The organism is Agreia pratensis, assembly GCF_900177685.1.
GTDB classification, from domain to species: Bacteria; Actinomycetota; Actinomycetes; order Actinomycetales; family Microbacteriaceae; genus Agreia; species Agreia pratensis.
Map to the genome: position 1 here is coordinate 894,582 of NZ_FXAY01000001.1, position 17,614 is coordinate 912,195.

Consider the following 17,614-nt stretch of genomic DNA (forward strand, 5'->3'; position numbering starts at 1 on the left):
CTAGTGCGGCGTTGTTGCCGGTGTGTTTCGGACGCTGCGAGCTGGCCGAGTGCGCTGATTGAGTAGCCGCGGGAGGAACGAGCCGGCGTATCGAAATCACCCCACCGTGGTTTCGATACGCTCGTTCCTCGCTACTCAACCAGCGCGGCAGCGAAGAAGTCGAGCGAGCGGGAGACCTCGGGCAGCGCAGGGGTGCGGTTCAGGTGGCCATGCAGCATGCCCGTGGCCAGCTGCGTCTCGACGAGCGCACCGGCCTCCGCCAGCTGCTCGGCGAACAGCTCGCCCGACGGCCTGAAGTCGTCGTACTCGCTGATCAGGATGCGTGTGGCCGGGAATCCGTCGAGGGGCGCGTTTCCGGGCATCACCTCAGCCGGGAGGTCGGAGAGCCGACCGGCGTAGTTCGCGAACATGGCGCTCACCACCGACGCGGGAGCCCGAAGCACCCGCGGCAACGTCGCCATCACCTCGTGAACGTCGTCGTCGACTGCCGGAAGGGGGAAGTGCAGTGCCGGATACGCGAGCAGCAGCGCCGCGGGAATCGGGCCGCCGGTGCGGCGCAGCCGCACGACGGCAGCGGCGGCCAGGTTAGCCCCCGCACTCCCGCCGCCGATCGTGATGCGTCGGGCATCCACCCCCAACTCGGCGGCGTGCGCCACCAACCAGAGCCAGGCCGCCTCGACATCGTCGAGCGGAATCGGGTGCCGGACGCCCGCGTTCGCGAGCCGATAACCGACGGCGACGACGAGTGCGCCCGACCGGGCGGCGAGCTCCGCACTCACGACGTGGGACTCGTTCATATCGAGGTCGCCGCCGACGAAGCCGCCGCCGTGGTTCCAGAGCAGCGCGGGCAGGGGTGCCGATGCGTCGACGACCCGATATAAGCGCACCGGAATCGGTCCGTGCGGCCCCGGAACGACCTCGTCGCGAACGTCGACCGACCTGGGTATCTCGTACGGAGCGGGATCGGTGAAGAACTCCGCGTATATCCGGGCGTTGGCAGGGTCGGCGCGGTCAGCGTTCCAGCTCGGGTCGGTCGGGATACTCCGCACTCGATCGGCGAGGTGAGGGTCGAGGGGCATGATCAGGCCACCAGTTTTTGTCGCAGCGCGCCGAGATCATCCGGAGAGAATCCGTGCACTCTCAGGTACTCAGTCACGGTTCCGTGATCGTGGCGGATGACGTCGAGCACCCCTTCTATGAGTTCGCTGGGCGACACGAGGAGATCATCGAGATCGGCATCCAGAATGGGCGACCCGTCGGGCGACGAGAGCGTCATCAGCGCCGACACCTCGGCTCGGAACCCTGTGCCGAGCAGGTCGCCCGATTCAGCGTAGGTGCGCACGATGTCGACGTCGCGCACACCCAGTGCGGCCAGCAGAATCGCGACGAAGACACCGGTGCGGTCCTTGCCCGCGGTGCAGTGGGCGAGCACCGCGCCCTGTGCCGCAGTGATCGCGCGCAGTCCCTGCGTGATCTCGCGGCCCCGTGTCTGCACGATCTCTCGGTAGATGGATCCCAAACCGGATACGCCGGATTCATCGGCCGCGGCTCCCACGAACAAACCCGCCTCGGGGTCGGACGGTTCGTGCAGGGGAAGGTGCATGATGCGGGCCCCCTCGATCGCGTCGGGCGACTGCGTCACCTCGGTCGTTCCGCGCAGATCGAGGATCGTGTCGACTCCCAGCAGCGTCAGGGTTCTGCGCCCGTCGTCTGTGATGCCATGGAGCCCCGCCGTGCGGAAGAACAGGCCATCGAGCACCCGCCTGCCGTCCATGGTCTCGAGCCCTCCGATGCCTCGGGCGTTGTGCACGCCTCGCACGTCGATGCCGAGGTGATCTCCGACGGGCTGCTGTTCAACCGCGTCGGGCACAGCGCTCGAGCGCACCACCTGTCGATACCACTCGAACGATGCTTTCGGAGTACGCACGAGGGTCTCGGGGTCGACGTGAATCAGCCCGAACCGCTGGGTGAATCCGGCCATGTACTGCAGGTTGTCGTGGCTCGACCACGCGTGATAGCCACGAACCCGCGCTCCCCCGGCGATCGCGTCGGCGACCTCCTGAATAGCCCAGCTCAGGTACCGGATGCGCCGCTCGTCGTTCACGACGCCGGTCGCGTCGGGCGCATCCGCGTACCCCACCCCGTTCTCGGTGATCACCACATCGGGATGATCCGGGTACGTGGCCGTCAGCCAGTCGAGTGCGTCGCGGAGTCCGCCCGGGGTGAGCTGGCGGTGGGCGCCTCCCCAGGGCAGACCCGGTGCCGGCACGATCGTGAAGCCCAATGGTGCCGTCACCGGCGCGAAACCCGCGAACATCGCGGCGCGCGGAGGGAGCTCTGCAAGGTGCGCGGCCGCGCGCTCGGGAGCCGCGATCGAATATGTCGAGTACCAATTCACGCCCAGCACGTCCATGCGCTGGGCGATCGTGTCGAGGTCGCCGTCGCGCACCGTGTCGCCCAGTGCGGCCAGGAGCTCGGGCAGATGCCCGCGCCCCAGCATCGGGTCGAGAAAGAGCCGACCATCGAAATACTCGGCGCGCTCGGCTGCCGCGATGTCGTCGGCGTGGCTGGTCGCCGGAGAGGCGCCGTTCATACTCAGGATCGTGCCGATGTCGCCCGCGACTCCCGCGGAGCGCAGGGCCAAAATCGCTCGGCCGTGGGCGAGCAACAGGTTGTGCACGCTCGCGAGGCCCGCCTGCCCCTCGCGCCGGGCGGGCGGCAAGAATCCCGCGACATAGGCCCCGAGAGATGGATGGGTCGGTTCGTTCATCGTGAACCACTGCGCGACCCGGTCGCCCAGGCGCTCCCCCACGACCGCAGCCAGGTGCCCGAAGTGCTCGGAGAAGTCGCGGGTCATCATTCCGCCGAGATCCTCCATCCACTGCGGGGTGTCCCAGTGATAGAGGTTGAGGGCCGGAGCGATGCCCCGCGCGAGCAGGCCGTCGACCAGCCGCTCGTAGTAGTCGAGCCCCGCCTCGTTGACGCTGCCCGTCGCATCCGAGACGATTCGTGGCCATGCCACCGAGAATCGGTGCGCGCCGGCCCCGAGTCGCTGCAGCAGGTCGAGGTCTTCGTCGAGGCGGTGGTACTGATCGATCGCGCGATCACCGCTCGTGCCGTCGGGAGTGCGCAACCCCGTATGGAATGCGGTGTCCCAGATCGACGGCACCTTGCCGTCTTCGTTCCAGGCACCCTCGACCTGGTAGGCGGAGGTTCCCGTGCCCCAGATGAAGCCGTCGGGGAAGGTGTTCGTCATCGTGTCTCTTTCAGATGGGGAAGTTTCAGATGGGGCAGGCGCGGTGCCGCCTCGAGCAGCTGCCGGGTATAGGGGTGTTCGGGGGCCGAGATCACGCGCTCGGTGTCGCCGCTCTCGACGATGCGCCCCTCGCAGAGCACCGCCACGGAGTCGGCGATCATGCGCACCACCGCGAGGTCGTGCGAGATCACGAGCAGGCTGAGTCCGACCTCCTCACGCAGATCTGCGAGCAGATTCAGCACGCGTGCCTGCACAGAGACGTCGAGCGAGGAGACCGGTTCGTCGCAGAGCAGCAGTGCGGGTCTGGCGACGAGTGCCCGCGCGATCGCAACGCGCTGTGCCTGGCCGCCCGACAGCGTTCCGGGGCGCGCATCCGCAAACCGCTCGGGATCGAGCCCGACCCTGGCGAGCAACTCGCGCGCCGTCTCACGTCGCTGCTGGCGGGTGCCCTCTCCCCGAATCGTGAGCGGCTCTGCGACGACGTCGATGACCGAACGGTGCGGGTTGAGAGAGGAGATGGGGTCTTGGAAGACCATCTGGATGGGGTGATCCATTCCTCCGTCGTCTACGCGGATGGCTCCGGAGCGCGGCTTCTGAAGGCCGATGACCGTGCGGGCGAGTGTCGACTTGCCGGAACCGGATTCGCCGACGAGCCCGACGCATCCGCCGGCCGGCACACTCAGGCTCACGCCATCGAGCACGATCCTGTCGCCGTAGCCGACGACCAGATCGTCGATGGTCAGAACGTCGTTCACGAGAGGGCTCCTTCTTGGGGGGTGCGAAGTCGCCGCAGCCTGGGTCCGTCGAGGCGCGGGATGCTGTCGAGCAGCGACCGGGTGTAGGGGTGCTGAGGTGCCTCGATGACCTCGGAGGTATGCCCGGCCTCGACGATCCGGCCGTTTCGCATAACGATGATCTCGTCGCAGCGCTCCGCGGCCACACCGAGGTCGTGAGTGACCAGCAGCATGCTCGATCCCGTGCGCAGACGAGTATCGTGCAGAAGATCGAGAACGCGTTTCTGCACCGTGACATCGAGTGCCGTGGTGGGCTCGTCGCCGATGAGCAGCGCCGGCTCCGTGAGCGCCGCCGCGCCGATTCCGATGCGCTGACGCTGGCCGCCCGACAGCTCGTGCGGGTAGCGACGCGACTCGCTCTCCGCACTGCGGAACCCGACGCTGCGCATCAGCTCGATGCCACGACGGCTTCGCTCGCGGCGGGTGGCTGTGCCGGCGAAGGCGAGCGTCTCGGTGAGCTGGTCGCCTACGCGAATGGTCGGATTGAGCGAACGGAGCGGATCCTGGTGGATCATGCCCACGCTGGTGGCAAGCGCTCGCCGTCGCTCGCGGCCGCGGAGTGCGAGCATGTCGTGCCCGTCGAGAGTGACGCTCCCCGTGACGCGCAGGGTCACACCCGGCGGATGCACGCCGAGGATCGAGCGGATGAGCATCGACTTGCCTGCCCCCGACTCCCCGACGATGCCGAGCGAGCGACCGCGGGTGAGAGAAAAGGTCACCCCTTCGACCACCGTGCGCTCGGTGCCGTGGCGCAGCACGGTGGTCGTGAGGTCGCGCACCTCGAGGATCGCGTTCGTGTTCATCGCTTCGCCTCTCGAAGGTGCTCGCCGAGCACGTTGATCGCCAGGATGGTGACGCAGAGCAGCAGCGCCGGCAGGAGGGTGACCCAGGGAGCGAGGGCGAGCTGGGTACGACCCTCGGCTATCAGGCCACCCCAGGAGGGCTCGGGCGGCCTCAGCCCAAATCCGAGAAAGCTCAGGGCGCCTTCGGAGATGATCGCAGTGGCGAGCGTCGTCATCAGGAACGGCATCATGACCGGCAGCACGCTCGGCAGGACCTCGCGGGTGAGTATGCGCCAGCCGCTCGCTCCCAGTGTTCGGGCAGCAACCACGTAGTTCTCGGCCGCGATCGACAGCGTGGCGCTGCGGCTGAGCCGCGCGAAGACGGGAATGGCGAACGCGGCGATCGTGAGCGAGATCGTCGGCAGGCTGGGTCCGGCCAAGGTCACGACCGTGGCGACGATGATCAGCGACGGCAGGGCGATCGTGACATCCGTCAGAAAGCCCGTGATCGCATCCGCGATGCCGCGCCGCAGGCCGGCCCATACACCGAGCAGGATGCCGAGGCCGCCGCCCACGAACACGGTCACGAGTGCCACCACGGCGCTCGAACCGGCCCCGTGCAGCGAGCGCGAAAACACGTCGCGTCCGAGGTTGTCGGTTCCGAAGGGGTGGGCGAGGCTCGGCGCCTGGCTGATCACGGTGTAGTCGTTCGTGAGCGGATCGGCGGTGAGCCCTGCTGCTGCCACGAGCGCGCCGACCGCCAGAAGCGCGAGCCAGAGGAGAGCGACGATCACGCCGATGCGCGGGATGCGGTTGCGCGCCACAGATGCGATGGCGACGCCGGGCGTCGCCAGGTCAGACAAGGCCATGTTTGCTCCTCGGGTCGATGCGGCTGACGGCGATGTCGGCGAGAATGCCGAAGATCACGACGGTGGTGGCGGCGAAGAGCACAACGCCCTGAATCATCGGAAGGTCTCTGACGCCGAGCGAGCTGACGGTGAGGCGACCCAGGCCCGGTATGGCGAACAGGCTCTCGACGAGCAGGGTGCCGCCGAGCGCCACGCCGAGACTGACCCCGATGAGCGCCAGAAGGGTCGACGACGAGGGCCTCAGGATGCGCCACCACAGAAGCTGAGGGTCGGATGCGCCGCGCACGATCGAGGCATAGGCATACGGCGAGCGGAGGGCCTCGATGGCCGAGCCGCGCAGTGCTCGCACATATACAGCGCCCTCCGCGAGCCCCAGCGTGAGCACGGGCAGCACCATGTGGGAGATGTTCTCGAGCGGATCGTCGACAAAGGCCGTGTAGCCGGATGCCGGCAACCAGCCGAGCTGCACCGCGAAGAACTGGATCGTGATGATGCCGACGACGAACGAGGGCACCGCCAGAAGCAGGAAGGTGCCGGTGGAGACGAGCCGGTCGAGCTTGCCCCCGACGTTGCGTGCGCTGTGCAGAGCGAGTGGGACGGCGACCGCCAGGGCCACAACCTGGCTCAGGATGACGAGCTCGGCAGTGGCGGGAACTCTAGAGAGGATCTCGACGAGCACGGGGCGGCCCGAGGCGAACGAGGTGCCCCAGTCACCGGTGACGACCCCACCCATGAAATTGACGAAGCGCACGAAGGCGTTCTGGTCGAGGCCCAGCGTGTGGCGCAAGGCCTCACGCTGGGCCTCGGTGGATTCATCTCCGAGGATGACGAACGCCGGGTCACCGGGCAGGAGAGCGGCGAGCTGGCATGTCAGCGCCGAGACGACGATCAGCACCAGAAGCGATCGGCCTGCGCGCGGCAACCAGGCGATTCTCACTCTGCAGCCCACCCGATCTCGCCGGGCTGGACCGACACCAGCGTGAGCTTGCTGACATCGGGGAACCCGGCGACCTTGGCGGAGCCGATGAAGCCGGCATTGCCGGCCGTGAGCCACAGCATGGGCAGGTCTGTGGCCAGCTTCTGCGAGGCGTCCGTGAGCAGTTTGGTGCGGTCGGGTCCGTTGGTAAGAGCCTTCGCCGATCCGAGCAGCTGGTCGACATTACCGTTGCTGTAGCCGGTGAAGTTGTACTGGCCCGTCGAGGTCGCGACCAGAGCGCCACCCGAGGGATCGGAGAAGATCGACGTGACCAAGACGGCAGCCTCGAAGTCCTTGGCCGCGAGCGCGGTGCCGAATGATGCTCCGTCGACAGGCACGATCTCGACATCGACACCCACTGCGGTGAGCATGTCCTTGATCACCGTCGCGCGTTGGATCGAGTCGGGAGAATTGTCCGCAGAGATCGAGAAGCTGAGCCCGGCTCCCTCGAGCACCTTCTTCGCGGCGTCGACGTCGTACTTCGGGTAATCGATCGAGGGTGCATCGGCGAGAAGACTGTACGGACTGTCGACGGTGGTGCCCTCGCCGAGATTCACCACGGCGTTGACGGCGTCGCGGTCGATGGCCTGGGCCAGAGCAGTTCGCACCTTCACGTCAGCGAACTTCTCATTCGAGAGATTGAGCTGCAGCGCACTGACCGCCGCTGGAGCAACATGCACCGCGAGGGCGCTATCGCTGCGGGCCTGTTCGAACTGGCTCGCCACCTCTGTCCAGATCAGATCGACGTCGCCCGACTTGAGGCTCTGGAAGCGTGAATCGGCATCCGGCATCATGCGGAACGTGATGCTGTCGAGATCGGGGGCCTCGCCCCAGTAGTTCTTGTTTCGAACCACGGTGACGGAGTCACCCGGAGTGAAGGACTCGATGGTGTACGGCCCGGCGCCGATCGGGAATCCGAACTGATCTTTCGCCGTGGTCGACGTGACCATGCCGAGCGTTCGAGCGAGCTGGGAGGCGAAGTCGGCGTTCGGGGCCTTGAGATCGAAGACCATCGTCGTGTCATCGGTGATCGTCATTCCGCTGATCTGCGCGGCCTGTGCCGCAGCGGGCGACTTGGTCGCGGGGTCGGCCAGGTGCTCGACGTTGGCCTTCACCGATGCGGTCGTCAGAGGCGAGCCGTCAGAGAAGGTGACCTTCTGTGGCAGCGTCAGCGTCCAGTGCGTGGCCGTCTCATCGGATTCGAGCGACTTGGCGAGCCCCGGGGTGAACGTTCCTCCCTCGGCGGGTGCCATGAGGGGCTGGTAAAGCGCGTTGGCCAGCAGGCGCACGGGCTGTTGCCCCATCACGGCGGTGCTGGCGTCGAGCGTCGCGAGCTCTCGATCGAGAGCCACGGTGAGGGTGCCGCCCGAGCTCACCGCAGCGGCAACCGTGGGCGATGACGACGACGTCGGGCTGCTGCACGCCGAGAGCGTGAGCATGCCGACGATTGTGGCTGCGAGAAGGGCGCAGGATGCCCTACGTCGGTTCATGGAGTTCCTCCTGATCGGGTGGCGGGGTGACCACGCTGGAGACGGTACGGAGGAAGTGTGAATGGTGGCACCAGTGCCACTTTCCATTAGGTGAACGGATGATAAACAAAAGTGGCACTAGTGCCACAATCGCCGTTTCGCGTGCCACTCTTTTGCCAGGAGGAATAAAGATGAACGCCCCAGCACAGGCAGCAACCAGGCGAGCGGAACAGAAGGACCGCACCCGCGAGGACATCCGGGCCGCCGCCCTCGACCTTTTCGAGAGCCGTGGTCTCGAAGGCACCACCATCGACGACATCGCTGCCGAGGCGTCGATAGGCCGGCGCACCTTCTTTCGGTACTTCTCATGTAAAGAGGCGGTGCTGTTCAGCGGAGGCCTCTTTCAGGAGATCGCCGACGACCTCCACAGTCTGCTCGATGAGGGCGTCCCTCCCATGCGCGCTCTGATCAAAGCCATCGAGCGCGATGCCTACGGCGCAGACGACCCCGACGAAGTGACCATTCGTCGACGCCGCATGCGCGTGGACCTGCTCGAGAAACCTGCCGTCGCCGCCTACTACCGCAGCGAGATCGCACGAACGGCGCAGGTGGTCACGGACGTTCTGCGCGCGCATCCGGAGCACGCGCGAGTGAAGTACCTGCCTGAGATGGTGGGCGGCCTGCTGCACACCATGACACTCGCGCACCTCGAGAGCGGCGAGACCCACCACTTCTCGGTCGACGCCGATACCTGGAGACAGGCCCTGCTCGCCCTGGAACGCGGATTCGACGAGTAGCTGACGTCGCTGGTCGAGGAACGAGGAACGAGGAACGAGGAACGAGGAACGAGGAACGAGCTTATCGAGACCACCTTCGGGGTGATCTCGATACGCCGGCTCGTTCCTCGCGCGGCTACTCGATCAGCGCAAGATGTGGAACATAAATGGGAGGAGATTCGGAACATCGGTGCGCTATTTGCATCGGATCAGCGAATCTCCTCCCGTTTCGAGGACTGCACGTCAGCATCCGCCCTGTGCGCTGGTCGAGTAGCGAGGCACGAGCGTATCGAGACCACCCGGAAGTGATCTCGATACGCCGGCTCGTTCCTCGCGCGGCTACTCGATCAGCGCAAGACCCGGGCGTTCGATCAGCGCGCGGCCTTCTGCAGCGCGAGCGAGAACTCGATCGAGCCCTTCGGCTCCACCTTCACGAAGCCGAGGTCGGGAGCGGTGACGCTGTAGTCGGCGAAGGTGATCGGCACGCTTCCGGCAAGAATCGCTCCGTCACCGCTGAGGGCGAAGGTCACCGGCGCAGTCACCTCTTTGGTGACGCCGTTGATGCTGAGGGTTCCCTTCGTCTGCACGGTCTGCGACGTCGCCAGTGACGAGGGGTCGATCTTCAACGGTTCGGCGATCGTGAACGTCGCCTTGGGAAATTTGCTCGTGTCGATCGCGGTCGTGCGGAAGTACTCGTCTCGCGCCGCCTCGGTCGTGGCGATCGACGCGACGTCGACACTGATCTCGGCGCTCTTCACCGTGTCAGACGTCGTCGAGATCGCCGCGTCGACCTTGGAGGTGCGGCCCGTGACCGTGACGTCGGTTCCGTTGAGAACTTCTTTGACCCGATACCCGGCGTAGGAGCTCGAGCCCGTCTTCCATGAGCCGGCGAGCTGCTCTCCCGAGAGGGTACTCGGCTTCAGTACTCCGAGGTCCTCTGTCGGTGCTGCCGCGGCAGGGCCGACCACGAGGTCTCGATAGAGGGTGGGACCCGCGATGAGTGCGGTGGCACCGAGGGCGACGACCAGGGTTGCGGCGGAGATGATGACGACATTGCGAGTTCTCATGAGTGTGTCCTTCTATCGGTGGTCGGATCTGTGGAGAGCGAGGTCGGGCGAGCGATCAGCGCCGCGGTGGTGGAGTGCACGAGCGATTCGAGTGGACCGCGCCGCGCGAAGCGGAACCAGATCAGGGCGAAAACGATCGATCCTGCGATGAAAGCCAGCAGCACCCACAGGGGCGACCCTGGCATCGCGTCGAGGCCGGCGACGTTGATCGTGAGCACGTGCACGACGTAGATCGTCAGCGACATCGATCCCGCCGCGACGATCGGTCGGGTGAGGCGTGGCAGCCACTCGGCGAATCCGAGGCACAGGGCGAGGATTGCCAACGCGACCCCGATGCCGCCGACGATCTCGAAGGTCGAGCCGGTGTGCGCATCCGCCCCCATCAGAATCGACCAGTCGAGCGAGCCCGATGCGTCGGGCGGGCCGACGACCGCCTGCGGGCCGAGAGGAGCGAGCAGCGCCGAGAACCCATAGGCGACGAACGCCATGCCGACCCCGATGGCGAGCATTGTCGTGCGCGATAGGCGAGCGATGTCCATGCGTCCGAGCGCCAGCCCCACGAGGATGAACGGCATCCAAGTGACCGCCGGGTAGATACCCGTCACGAGAAGCTGGTCGATGCCCTCGCCCGAGATGAGCGTGATGGGATCGACGCGAGCGACGACATCCGCCGCACTCGAGCCCCACCACCACGACTGAACGAGCAGAGCCACGACGGGGCCGACGAGCGCCCAGCATCCGGCGATCACGAGCAGGGTGTGCGCCTTCATCCGCAGGAACGGGATCGCGAGCAAGAAGAAGACGCCGTAGTAGGCGAGGATGACGGCCACCGGGGTGCCCATCGCGGTGAGCGTGACGCCGATTCCCATGATGAGCAGGCCGCGCACCGCGATGCGCAGTCGGGTGCGTCGCGGGTCGGATGCGCCGGGCGGCGTCGCGCCGCCGCTGAGCAGAGCGAGCGAGAGACCGGCGAGGGTGGCGAAGAGGATCGACGAGCGGCCGGATGCGGCGAACATGAGCGCCCCGGTCAGCCCTCCCACGTCGGACGACGGCCCCACGTGCGCCGCGAACATACCGAACAGGGCCAGCCCTCGAGCGAGGTCGATGCCCCGGATGCGAGGGCGAACGGCGATGGTCTCGGCTGTCTGCTCGGCGAGCTTCTCGGTGGGCTTCTCGGTGGGCTTCTCCGCGGGCGGCGCTGTGGCCGAGGTTGTGCTCATGGGCGACTCCTGTCATGTGGTGAGGCGATACATCGACTCTCCGGCAGGGGCGGCGGCGGCAGTATCCGCCGGTCGACCAGAGCACCCCCGACACCTGGGGGGTATTCGCCCCCGCGACCTCGATACGTCTGTTTCTGGCCCTACGGTGGAGAGCAACAGGATGGAGAACCCGATGATCCGCGTGGTGGTGATCGACGACGAGGCGCTCGTGCGAAGCGGGTTCCGCTTCATCCTCGAAGCAGTCGACGACATCGTGGTGGTGGGTGCCACCGATGGTCATGGGGCCATCGACCTCATCACCGAGACCGATCCCGACGTCGTGTTGCTCGACATCCGGATGCCGGGGCGCAACGGCCTCGAGATCCTCAGCGAGCTCGATCCCCACACGGGCGGCCCGGTTGTCGCGATGCTCACGACCTTCGACACCGACAGCTATATCGCCGAAGCACTGAGGCGCGGAGCAGCGGGTTATCTGGTGAAGGACACCGACCCCGAGCAGCTGCCGCATCTGGTGCGCAGTCTCGCGGCCGGCGGCGTCGTGCTCTCGGCCGAGGCGAGCCGGGCAGTGCTGCACAGGCAGCTCGGCACCGTCGACAATGACATCGCGAAGAAGCAGGTGGCACAGCTCACCGCGCGAGAACGCGACGTGCTCGTATTGCTGGGCGGCGGAGCATCCAACACCGAGATCGGCTCGTCGCTGCATCTCAGCAGCGGAACGATCAAAGATCACGTCAGCTCGATCCTGGCGAAGTTCGGCGTCGCGACCCGCGTACAGGCGGCCCTGGTGGCCGATCGTGCGGGTCTACTCGAGACGAGCGGCGGCACACGATGAACTCCGTCTATCGTCTCTTCGCCCGCACTCCCCCGATCGTCATCGATCTGATCCTCGCGGGGCTGGCGCTCACCGATGGGCTGCTCAGCCTGTGGCGCACGACCGACACCGACACGATCTACACGATCGTCGCGGCGGCAGGTCTGCTGCTGCGCCGACGCGTTCCCTACCTGGCGCTCGCCCTCACGCTGCCCAGCCTGTTCTTCGGGGCATCCAACGTGGCCGCGATCATCGCGCTATACACGGTGGCGGCACTCTCGAAGTCGCGCATCGGCGTGCTCGTCGCGGCCGTCATCGTCTTCGTGGGCAACACCAGCTTCTGGGCTGAGTCGCTCACCGTCGCCGAGTCCGTTCCCGACATCATCTACAGTCTTATGGTCGCGGCGGGGCCAACGGCTCTCGGTTTGCTGACCCGCACCTACGGTGAGCTGGCGCGCCGGGTCACCGAGCTCAGCATCCTGCGCGACCAGGAGCGCGAGCGCATCAGCGACGAGGTGCGTGCTGCCGAGCGCGTGCAGCTCGCCCGGGAGATGCACGATGTGGTCTCGCACCAGGTCAGCCTCATCTCGGTGCAGGCCGGCGCGCTGCAGGTGCGCTCGGCTGACCCCGAGGTGAAGGAGGCGTCGCAGACCATTCGCCGCCTCGCCTCGCGCACCCTCGAGGAGCTTCGGCAGATGGTTCTCGTTCTGCGCGGCCCTGCTGACGAGGGCGTGTCACTCACCCCGCAGCCGACCCTCGCAAGCCTCGAGGAGTTGATCGCGGGCAGCGGGCTCGATGTCGAGACGAGTCTTTCTCTTCCGTCGGATCTCTCCCCCGCCGTGCAGCGCACTTTCTATCGCACCATTCAGGAAGGACTGACGAATGTGCGCAAACACGCGCCGGGGGCGCGGGTGACCGTGCGCGGGGCCGTCGAGAGGAAGGAGATCGTCGTTTCGGTGACGAACTCGGCGCCGACACAGCCCGCGCTGGATCTGCCGTCTGCGCGGCACGGGCTGCTGGGATTGGCCGAGCGCGCGGATATTCATGGCGGGTCTTCGTCGGCCGGGCCGACGCCGGATGGCGGGTTCGAACTCGAGTTGCGCGTTCCTCGCTGACCGGAGGTGCGCAAGGCGAGCCAAGTACTGCTGCGGCGTCCCCCAAATCTGTCGAAGGGCGGCAGCTACTCAACCGACGAAAGCCGCGCCCGCCAATGGGCGGAGATCCGACGAGCCGACGACGTATTCGGTTCGGATGCGCTGATCTCCGCCCGTTCGTACATCGGATGGTCTCGATACGCTCGTTCCTCACTACTCGACCGGCGCTCCCCTCTGCGCCGGTCGAGTAGACGCTCCGGCTGCGGAGCCGTCGCATCGAGACCACCAGAATGTATGCGCATTCCACCGCGACAACTACGCTTGTCACACACCCGACCACTCTCCGAGGAGACGCATGACCGCGACCATTTCGCTCCAGCTCTATACGGTTCGCGAGGCGCTCAGCGCCGGCCGCAAGTTCCTCGTCGAGAGGGGTCTCCGCTGATGAGCGCACCCTCCTACAGCCCCACCGGATCCGGCCCCGTGGGCATCGGCATCATCGGCGCCGGCGCGATCAGCGACCAGTACCTCTCGAACCTTGTCACCTTTCCCGACGTGCGCGTCGTGATGATCGGCGATCTGGATGTCGCACGCGCCGCATCGCAGGCCGAGACATATGGCGTGCCGCGTTCCGGACGCGCTGACGAGGTGCTGAAAGACGACGACGTCGAGATCGTGATCAACCTCACGATTCCGGCCGTGCACGCCGAACTCTCCTCGGCGGCGCTCAGCGCCGGCAAGCACGTGTGGAGCGAGAAGCCGATCAGTCTCGACCGCGAAAGCGGCCAGGCCCTGCTCGACGTGGCAGCGGCATCCGGCCTTCGCATAGGCGTCGCGCCCGACACCATTCTCGGACCGGGCGTGCAGAGCGCGCTCCGCGCGATCGCGCGCGGCGACATCGGTCGGCCACTCACGGCGATGACCGCGTTTCAGGGCCCCGGCCCCGAAGCGTGGCATCCGAACCCCGACTTCTTCTTCGTTCCCGGTGCCGGCCCGCTCTTCGACATGGGCCCGTACTACCTCACGACGCTCGCGTGCATCTTCGGCTCGTTCACCGAGGTGGCCGCCATCGGTTCGCGGGCCCGCGACATCCGGGTCATCGGATCCGGCCCACGCGCCGGAACCGAGCTGCCCGTTACCGTGTCGACCCAGATGAGCGCGCTCGCCCGCTTCGAGGGCGGGGAATCGGCGCAGAGCATCTTCAGCTTCGACTCTCCCCTGCGGCGTTCAGGCTTCGTCGAGATCACCGGCGAGACGGGAACCCTCGTGCTGCCCGACCCGAACATGTTCGAGGGCGTGAGCACGCTGGTGCGCGGCGACGAGAGTACCGAGCTCGCCGAGACCGGATTCGCCGGCGGCCGCGGCTCGGCCGTGCTGGAGATGGCCAGGGCCATCCGTTCGGGTGGCACCGATCTGCTGCCGGCCCAGCTGGGCTATCACGTGCTCGACGTGATGACCGCGATGGAGGAGTCTTCGGAGGCCGGCCAGTTCGTGCGCGTGCAGAGCACGGCGCCCGCCTCCCCGGTACTCCCGGAGACGTGGAACCCGACCACCCGCACCCTGTAGCGGCGCTGCGCGGAAGCATCCGCACCCTTTCGGCGCATCCGCGCCGGTTCGGCCAGGCGCGGATAGCCCCAACCGGCGCGGATGCCCCGCGGTCGAGCGCGCGAGCGCGTTTCGCCCTAGAGAAGCGGCAGCACGTCGTCGTATGCGCCCTCGACCAGGCGGGTCGTCGCCGTGGAGTCGGCACCGAAGACGAGCACCGGATCTGCTTCGACGCCTCGGGCGGCAGGCCACGAGGGCTCCTCGCCCCTGACGAAGGCGACGAATTCGCGGTGCATCCGATCGGCGAGCGCTGCAGGCGCATCGCTTCCGAGAACAGCTTCGACTCCCTCTGCTCCGAAGATGTCGAAGAAGAAGGGAAGGTCGATGCAGTGTGCGGCGCCTCCCACGATGGGCGAGGCCCAGTCGAACGAATAGAGCCAGGTGCCGGCTGGTGCGGATGCTCGCGCCCGCGCCGTGCGCAACACTGCGGCCCTGAACAGTGTGTCGGTCTCACGAGGAAAGACGGCGGGCGTCGCCCGGCCACCCGCGCCAGGGCTGTCGAACTCGTCGGCCGTCGATCCGATGAGAAGGGGCTTGTCGAGTCCGTTCACGCCTAACCCGTCGCGAATCGAGAGGGGCAGCAGCTCGCCGCCACTCACCGGTGCGAGCGACAGCTCACCGGCCTGAGGGTGCCGCTCACCCCAGTGGATCACCGCATCCTGCAGCGCATCAGGGTCGATCGAGCCGAAGCCTTCTGCGGTCGGCTCGATGCCGAGCGACTCCGCAAGCACGGCAGAGCGCCGGCGCGCCTCGTCGAGCGAAGTCGAGATGTCGATGGGCGACACCGCAATCGCACGATGAAAAAGCGGCTGAGCCTGAGGACTGGCCAGCAGCGCGAGCACCGCGCCTCCCCCGGCGGACTGCCCGGCCACGGTCACCCGAGCCGGGTCTCCCCCGAACGCGGCGATGTTGTCGCGCACCCACGCGAGCGCCAGCAGCCAATCGGCGACGCCGCGGTCGGCCTGGCCATCCACCGCCGCGAAGCCGTCGACGCCCAGCCTGTAGGAGATCGACACGAACACGATGCCGTCGCGCACAACGGGCGCGCAGCCGTACCAGGGGCTCGCGGCGGAGCCCGCGACGTAGCCGCCGCCGTGGATCCAGACGAGCACCGGGGCGGGCTCGCCCGTGATCGCGTCGTGAGGAGCGAAGACGTTGAGTGTGAGCGTGTCGTCGCCAGGGATAGACGGCTCGGGGATCGTCGTGACCGGGTAGGGCTGGCCGCGCTGCGGCGTCGCACCGAAAGCGGATGCCGAGAACGGCTCGTCGAAGACGGCCCTCGGCTCGGTCGCAGCGAAGCGACGCGCACCGGTGGGCGCCTCGGCGAACGGAATGCCGAGGAAGCGTGCATCCACCCCGTCGGTGAACCCGACGATGGTGCCCGCCGCGCAGGTGACCTCGTATGACGGCATGGGTGACTCCTCGGTCTCGACTGCACTCTGGAGACCAGGTGTCGGGCTCAGATCATGCTAACGGCGGCGTCGAAAATGCGTGCGACCCGTCGCGCTTGCCGCGTACGCTACAACCGTGGCTGTCGACGATGAGCCAGCTTCTGCCCTCTCATCGGATGTGTCGGCCTCGACCTGCGTCGTTCGCATCGAGCGATGAGACCATCGACGAAGAAGGACCCCGTGAGAAACGACTCCGAGCTGAACTGGGCGGGCACGCTCGAATACGGCGCCGCCGACATCATCGACGCCACCACCATCGACGAGGTCTCCTCCCTCGTTGCGGGCGCCGAGCGCATCCGGGCCCTCGGCACCCGGCACTCGTTCAGCGATATCGCCGACACCGACGCCCTGCTCGTTACGGTCACCGACATAGAGCCCGACTTCTTGCTCGACGAGGATGCCCGCACCGTGACTGTCGGCGGAGGAACGCGATACGGCATCCTCGCCCGTTTTCTCGAAGACCACGGCTGGGCGCTGCACAACATGGGCTCGCTGCCGCACATCTCGATCGCCGGCGCCATCGCCACCGGCACGCACGGTTCGGGCAATGGCAACGGCGTGCTTTCGACCGCAGTATCCGCCCTCGAGATCGTGATCTCCGACGGAGAGCGCCGCACGGTGCGGCGCGGCGAGCCGGGCTTCGACGGTCTCGTCGTTGGGCTCGGGGCCTTCGGCGTCGTCGTTCGGGTGACCCTCGACATCCAGCCGTCGTTTCAGGTTCGGCAGGATGTCTACCGCGGCCTGCCCTGGGACGTTCTGCTCGACGACCTCGACGGCGTCACCAGCCTGGGCTACAGCGTCAGTGTGTTCACCGACTGGGTCGAAGAGACGATCGCGAACTTCTGGGTGAAGACTCGAATGGATGCCGGCACAGAGGTCGTCGACGAGTGGCGCGGAGCCAAGCGCGACATCGTGTCGGCGGGCGCGCTCTGGGAGACGTCGGACGACAACCTCAACGTGCAGGGCGGCGTCGCCGGCCCCTGGCTCGAGCGACTTCCGCACTTCCGGCTCGACCGCGTTCCGTCAGCGGGCGACGAGATCCAGACCGAGTACTTCGTTCCGCGCTCGCAGGGCGCAGACGCCATTCGCGCCCTCCGCGCCCTCGGGGAGAAGATCGCGCCGCACCTCATGATCACCGAGTTGCGCACCGCGGCGGCCGACGATCTCTGGCTGAGTATGGCCTACCAGCGCGACTCGCTCATCATCCACTTCACCTGGAAGAACGAGCCCGAGGCCGTTCTCGCTCTCTTGCCGCAGATCGAGGAGGCACTCGCACCGTTCGAGGCGCGGCCGCACTGGGGCAAGCTCAACACCGTGGATGCCGCCACTCTCGAGCGCCTGTACCCGCGGCTCCCCGAGTTCCGGGCTCTGGCCGCGGAGTGGGACCCGACGGGCGCGTTTCGCAACGCCTACCTCGACAGGCTCATCTTCACGGGCGAGTAGC

Annotated in this window: 15 protein-coding genes; 5 read left to right on the forward strand and 10 right to left on the reverse strand. The window is 67.1% G+C overall.

Annotated features, from left to right (window positions below):
* Positions 1 to 131: 131 nt before the first annotated feature.
* Genes B9Y86_RS04280 through B9Y86_RS04305 form a run of 7 tightly spaced genes read right to left on the reverse strand, consistent with a single transcriptional unit; the run spans position 132 to position 8,167 of the window.
* A complete protein-coding gene (locus tag B9Y86_RS04280; RefSeq protein WP_085483216.1) occupies positions 132 to 1,079 on the reverse strand; it encodes an alpha/beta hydrolase in 948 nt (315 codons plus the stop codon).
* 2 nt (positions 1,080 to 1,081) lie between these two features.
* Complete coding sequence (locus B9Y86_RS04285; RefSeq protein WP_085483218.1) at positions 1,082 to 3,256, reverse strand: family 1 glycosylhydrolase; 2,175 nt, start codon at positions 3,254 to 3,256, stop codon at positions 1,082 to 1,084.
* Positions 3,253 to 4,011: an ABC transporter ATP-binding protein gene (locus B9Y86_RS17660; RefSeq protein WP_217809159.1), complete on the reverse strand. Its 759-nt coding sequence runs from the start codon at positions 4,009 to 4,011 to the stop codon at positions 3,253 to 3,255. Before B9Y86_RS17660 ends, B9Y86_RS04285 begins: the two co-directional genes overlap by 4 nt.
* Positions 4,008 to 4,853 carry an ABC transporter ATP-binding protein gene (locus B9Y86_RS17665; protein WP_217809160.1) on the reverse strand — a complete coding sequence of 282 codons (846 nt, stop codon included), beginning with the start codon at positions 4,851 to 4,853 and terminating at the stop codon, positions 4,008 to 4,010. Before B9Y86_RS17665 ends, B9Y86_RS17660 begins: the two co-directional genes overlap by 4 nt.
* On the reverse strand, positions 4,850 to 5,701 hold the full coding sequence (locus B9Y86_RS04295; RefSeq protein WP_085483220.1) for an ABC transporter permease: 852 nt from the start codon (positions 5,699 to 5,701) through the stop codon (positions 4,850 to 4,852). The genes B9Y86_RS17665 and B9Y86_RS04295 overlap by 4 nt, the downstream gene beginning before the upstream one ends.
* A complete protein-coding gene (locus B9Y86_RS04300; RefSeq protein ID WP_139824722.1) occupies positions 5,688 to 6,623 on the reverse strand; it encodes an ABC transporter permease in 936 nt (311 codons plus the stop codon). The genes B9Y86_RS04295 and B9Y86_RS04300 overlap by 14 nt, the downstream gene beginning before the upstream one ends.
* Positions 6,624 to 6,634: 11 nt before the next feature.
* A complete protein-coding gene (locus B9Y86_RS04305) occupies positions 6,635 to 8,167 on the reverse strand; it encodes an ABC transporter substrate-binding protein (RefSeq protein WP_176223249.1) in 1,533 nt (510 codons plus the stop codon).
* Between the two features lie 170 nt (positions 8,168 to 8,337).
* Between B9Y86_RS04305 and B9Y86_RS04310 the strand changes: the two genes are divergently transcribed.
* Positions 8,338 to 8,943: a TetR family transcriptional regulator gene (locus tag B9Y86_RS04310; protein WP_176223250.1), complete on the forward strand. Its 606-nt coding sequence runs from the start codon at positions 8,338 to 8,340 to the stop codon at positions 8,941 to 8,943.
* A gap of 350 nt (positions 8,944 to 9,293) precedes the next feature.
* On the opposite strand, the gene B9Y86_RS04315 is transcribed toward B9Y86_RS04310, so the two are convergent.
* Together B9Y86_RS04315 and B9Y86_RS04320 are read right to left on the reverse strand one after the other, a co-directional pair.
* Positions 9,294 to 9,989, reverse strand: a complete 696-nt coding sequence (locus B9Y86_RS04315; protein ID WP_085483228.1) for a YceI family protein — start codon at positions 9,987 to 9,989, stop codon at positions 9,294 to 9,296.
* Entirely contained in the window at positions 9,986 to 11,209 is a 1,224-nt protein-coding gene (locus tag B9Y86_RS04320) for a DUF418 domain-containing protein (protein WP_085483230.1), read from the reverse strand. The genes B9Y86_RS04315 and B9Y86_RS04320 overlap by 4 nt, the downstream gene beginning before the upstream one ends.
* A gap of 172 nt (positions 11,210 to 11,381) precedes the next feature.
* Between B9Y86_RS04320 and B9Y86_RS04325 the strand changes: the two genes are divergently transcribed.
* From B9Y86_RS04325 to B9Y86_RS04335, 3 genes are all read left to right on the forward strand, one after another.
* Positions 11,382 to 12,041 carry a response regulator gene (locus B9Y86_RS04325; protein ID WP_085483796.1) on the forward strand — a complete coding sequence of 220 codons (660 nt, stop codon included), beginning with the start codon at positions 11,382 to 11,384 and terminating at the stop codon, positions 12,039 to 12,041.
* On the forward strand, positions 12,038 to 13,135 hold the full coding sequence (locus B9Y86_RS04330; protein WP_085483232.1) for a sensor histidine kinase: 1,098 nt from the start codon (positions 12,038 to 12,040) through the stop codon (positions 13,133 to 13,135). The genes B9Y86_RS04325 and B9Y86_RS04330 overlap by 4 nt, the downstream gene beginning before the upstream one ends.
* Positions 13,136 to 13,558: 423 nt before the next feature.
* Entirely contained in the window at positions 13,559 to 14,680 is a 1,122-nt protein-coding gene (locus B9Y86_RS04335; RefSeq protein ID WP_085483234.1) for a Gfo/Idh/MocA family protein, read from the forward strand.
* A gap of 116 nt (positions 14,681 to 14,796) precedes the next feature.
* On the opposite strand, the gene B9Y86_RS04340 is transcribed toward B9Y86_RS04335, so the two are convergent.
* Positions 14,797 to 16,131, reverse strand: coding sequence for a carboxylesterase/lipase family protein (locus tag B9Y86_RS04340; protein ID WP_085483236.1), 1,335 nt, complete (start codon positions 16,129 to 16,131; stop codon positions 14,797 to 14,799).
* Between the two features lie 219 nt (positions 16,132 to 16,350).
* Here B9Y86_RS04340 and B9Y86_RS04345 point away from each other — a divergent pair, with 219 nt between their 5' ends.
* Positions 16,351 to 17,613, forward strand: coding sequence for a D-arabinono-1,4-lactone oxidase (locus B9Y86_RS04345; RefSeq protein WP_244894627.1), 1,263 nt, complete (start codon positions 16,351 to 16,353; stop codon positions 17,611 to 17,613).
* The last annotated feature ends 1 nt before the right edge of the window (position 17,614 follow it).